2 protein-coding genes and 1 pseudogene are annotated in these 4033 nt (G+C 69.3%); 2 read left to right on the plus strand and 1 reads right to left on the minus strand.

Features of this window, described 5'->3' with window-relative positions; all coding sequences use genetic code 11:
• The first annotated feature begins 16 nt into the window (after positions 1-16).
• Positions 17-1732, plus strand: a complete 1716-nt coding sequence (locus tag JWP54_RS00580; RefSeq protein WP_297366244.1) for an MDR family MFS transporter — start codon at positions 17-19, stop codon at positions 1730-1732.
• Positions 1733-1996: 264 nt separating this feature from the next.
• Positions 1997-3103: a malic enzyme-like NAD(P)-binding protein gene (locus JWP54_RS00585; RefSeq protein ID WP_297366243.1), complete on the plus strand. Its 1107-nt coding sequence runs from the start codon at positions 1997-1999 to the stop codon at positions 3101-3103.
• Here JWP54_RS00585 and JWP54_RS00590 read toward each other — a convergent pair.
• Positions 3100-4033: pseudogene (locus JWP54_RS00590) on the minus strand (YhgE/Pip family protein); the annotation flags it as partial. The gene JWP54_RS00585 and the pseudogene JWP54_RS00590 overlap by 4 nt on opposite strands.

Consider the following 4033-nt stretch of genomic DNA (forward strand, 5'->3'; position numbering starts at 1 on the left):
CTGGAAAGGCCAGCGCATGACCGCGACCGCCCCCACCCTCGCTGCTTCTGCCGAGGGTCCGCTCCTTCTGACCAAGCGTCGGATCTGGATCATCTTCGCGGCGCTGATCGCCGGAATGCTCCTCTCGAGCCTCGACCAGACCATCGTCTCGACCGCCATGCCGACGATCGTCGGCCAGCTCGGCGGCGTCGAGCATCAGGTCTGGCTGACCACCGCCTACCTGCTCGCCACCACGATCGTCATGCCGGTCTACGGCAAGTTCGGTGACGTGCTCGGTCGCAGACGGCTCTTCCTGTTGGCGATCGCACTCTTCACCATCGCCTCGGTGGGCTGCGCCTTCGCCGGCGACTTCACCCAGCTCATCGTCTGGCGCGCGGTGCAGGGCCTCGGCGGCGGCGGCCTGATGATCCTCTCCCAGGCGATCATCGCCGACATCGTGCCCGCCTCCGAGCGCGGCAAGTATCTGGGTCCGCTCGGTGGCATCTTCGGCCTCTCGGCCGTCGGTGGACCGCTGCTTGGTGGATTCTTCGTCGACCAGCTCACCTGGCAGTGGGCGTTCTACATCAACATCCCCGTCGGCATCGCGGCCTTCGCGATCGCCTGGTTCGCGCTGCGCCTGCCGAGCAAGAAGGCCACCCAGCCCATCGACATCCTCGGTGTCCTGTTCCTCTCCGCATTCACGACCTGCCTGATCTTTTTCACCGACTTCGGCGGCAATGCCAGCCACGGCTGGGAAGCGATCGAGACCTGGCTGTTCGGCGCCGGCATGATTCTCGCCGCAGTCCTGTTCGTCATCGTGGAATCGAAGGCGAAAGACCCGATCATCCCGCTGTCGCTGTTCAAGAACCCGACCTTCGTCAACGCCACGCTGATCGGCCTCACCCTGGGCCTCGGCATGTTCTCCGCGATCGGTTTCGTGCCGACGTTCCTGCAGATGTCCTCCGGCACCTCCGCGGCCGCCTCCGGCCTGCTGATGCTGCCGATGATGGCAGGACTGATCGGCACCTCGATCATCTCCGGTATCGCCATCACCAAGACCGGCCGCTACAAGATGTTCCCGATCCTCGGCACGATCCTCACCGCGCTGGCGATGGTGCTGATGACCAGCCTCACCGCCGAGACGCCGATCTGGCTGATCTGCGTGTTCCTGTTCATCTTCGGCGCCGGCCTCGGCCTGATCATGCAGGTCGTCGTCCTGGTGGCCCAGAACTCGGTCAACCCGACGATGGTCGGCACCGCGACGAGCACGAACAACTACTTCCGCGAGGTCGGTGCTGCGCTCGGTGTGGCCGTGTTCGGCACGATCTTCACGAACCGCCTCACCGAGAACCTCCGCGGCGTCTTCACCGCTGCCGGCGCCAGTTCGACGGATGCCGATGCGGCCACCTCCTCCATCGACCCGCAGACCCTGAGCGCCCTGCCCGACGCCGTGCGTGACGGCATCGTCGTGGCCTACGCGGATGCCCTGGCCCCGGTGTTCTGGTACCTGCTGCCGTTCATCGGGCTGGCGTTCCTCCTCGCCCTGATGCTCAAGCAGATCAAGCTGTCCGACGTGGCCGGCATGGTCGCCCGCGGCGAGGCCGTCGGCGGGGAAGAGGCCGAGGCGCTCGAAGCGGCCCACCACGGCACGGCATCGAAGCGTGGGGCCGCCCCGACCGCGACTGACGGCACCGACAGCGATGCGCCGGACGCCGACATCGCGAGGCCCGCGGAGGAGTCCCTTCCGCGCTAGCAGCGCCGTGGCGGCGGCCCGTCGCCCGCCGAATTGCTTCAGAATGCCCCTTCCGTGCGTCGGAAGGGGCATTTTGGCGTGAGTCGCCGTCGGGCCCGCCCACGACATTGCGGCAACTCGCGTAGCGGTCGGCGCATCCGATTGCGGGGATTAGGTCTATGGTCCCGGGCGTGCAGCCCGCGGTGGCCTTAGCCTGTCCTCAGGCCGGTCTCGAGCCCCGAGCGAATGTGCGGCTTCCCCTGTCTCGACCGCGAAGGCTGGCTTATGTCGCTCACCATCCCCGTCCCGCCCGCCGTCGCCGGCACCGCCGCCAGCGCAGACGTCAGCAGCGACGAGATCTTCGCAGCTCACGAGGGCGGCAAGCTCCGCATCTCCCTGGCCCGGCCGATCGACACCCGGCGGGACCTGGCCATCGTCTACACGCCCGGCGTCGCCGAGGTCAGCCGCGCCATCCACAAGGACGCCGCCGTCGCCGCCGAGTACACCTGGGCGAGCCGGCTGGTGGCGGTCGTGAGCGACGGCACCGCCGTTCTGGGGCTGGGTGACATCGGCCCGGCCGCCGCGCTGCCCGTGATGGAGGGCAAGGCGGCCCTGTTCCAACGTTTCGGCGGCCTCAACTCGATTCCGCTGGTGCTGGACACCACGGATGTCGACGAGATCGTGGAGACCCTGGTGCGCGTGCGGCACAGCTTTGGCGCCGTGAACCTCGAGGACGTGTCGGCGCCGCGGTGCTTCGAACTCGAGGCCAAGCTCATCGAGGCGCTGGACATGCCCGTCATGCACGACGACCAGCACGGCACCGCCGTGGTGGTGCTGGCCGCGCTCACCAACGGCGCCAAGGTGCTCGGGCGGGACCTCGCCGGTCTGCGGGTGGTCGTCGCCGGCGCCGGTGCGGCCGGGATCGCGATCGCCGCGCTGCTGCTGGAGGTGGGCATCCCGGACGTGGTGCTGCTGAATTCCCGCGGCATCCTCAGCGGCCATCGCATCGATCTCACCGGGGTCAAGGCCGAGTTCGCGCTGACGAGCAACCCGCGCCAGATCGACGGCGGCCCGGCGCAGGCGCTGGCGGGTGCGGATGTCTTCGTCGGCGTCTCCTCCAGCACCGTCGACGAGTCGCTGCTGGCGACCATGTCGACCGACGCGATGATTTTAGCCCTGTCGAAACCGGACCCGGAGGTGACGCCCGACGTGGCAGCCCGCTTCGCCAGAATCGTGGCGACCGGGCGCAGCGACTACCCCAACCAGATCAACAACGTGCTGGCCTTCCCCGGCATCTTCCGCGGCGCCCTGGACGCCGGTGCCCGCCGCATCACCACCGTCATGAAGATCGCCGCGGCCATGGCCCCCAGAATGCATGGGGATGGGCGCTAGCCGATCAGGCTGGGCCTGAGGTCGCGCAGGGTCCGGAAGTGGGTCATCCGGACCACCCCGATCGCGGTCAGGGCGAGGGCGCCGGTCAGCCAGAGCAGCAGCACCCCGGCGTCGCCCAGCGCGGTGGCCGGGTTGCCGCCGTACATCAGCTGGCGGATGCCGTCCACGGCGTAGCTCATCGGCACCACGTGGTGCAGGATCGCCAGCGGCGCCGGCAAGGTCTGCCAGGGGAAGGTGCCGCCGGCCGTGACCAGCTGCAGCACCATCAGCACCAGGCCGACGAATTGGCCCACGCTGCCCAGCCACACGTTCAGCGCCAGGATGATCGCGGCGAAGGCCATCGCGGCCAGGCCCATCATGGCGTAGGTGCCGACCGGGTTGTGCACCTCGAAGTGCAGCACGCCGGTGAGGATGCCGAACAACGCCGCCATCTGCAACAGGCCCAGGATGCCGGGCGTGAGCCAGCCCGCCAGGGTGATCTTCAGCGGCGAGTGCAGCGCAGTGATGGCGCGGCGGAAGACCGGCTTCACGATCAGGAACAGGGCGTAGATGCCGATCCAGCCGGCCAGGCTCGCGAAGAACGGGGCAAGGCCCGCACCGTAGGTGCCGGCGGAGTCACCGCCGCGGTCCTGAGATCGACCGGGTCGGCGATGGTGGAGCCCTGCAAGTCGATGGTCGCGGCATCCGTGTCCGGGATGCTCTCGACGCCGTCGGTCAGGCCGTCGCGGAGCGTCCCCGCGCCGTCCTGCAGGCCGACCAGACCGTCGCTGAGCGACGACGCGCCCGTGGCGAGGGCCTCGGCGCCGGTCAGGGCGGAGTTCGCGCCCGTGCTCAGGGCGGCTGCCCCGTCCGCGGCGGAGGCAGCGCCAGTGCTCACGGTGTCGGCCCCGGCGGCGGTCTGGCTGGCGCCGTCGGCGACCTGGGCGGCGC

The organism is Cryobacterium sp., assembly GCF_025463825.1.
Classification (GTDB): domain Bacteria; phylum Actinomycetota; class Actinomycetes; order Actinomycetales; family Microbacteriaceae; genus Cryobacterium.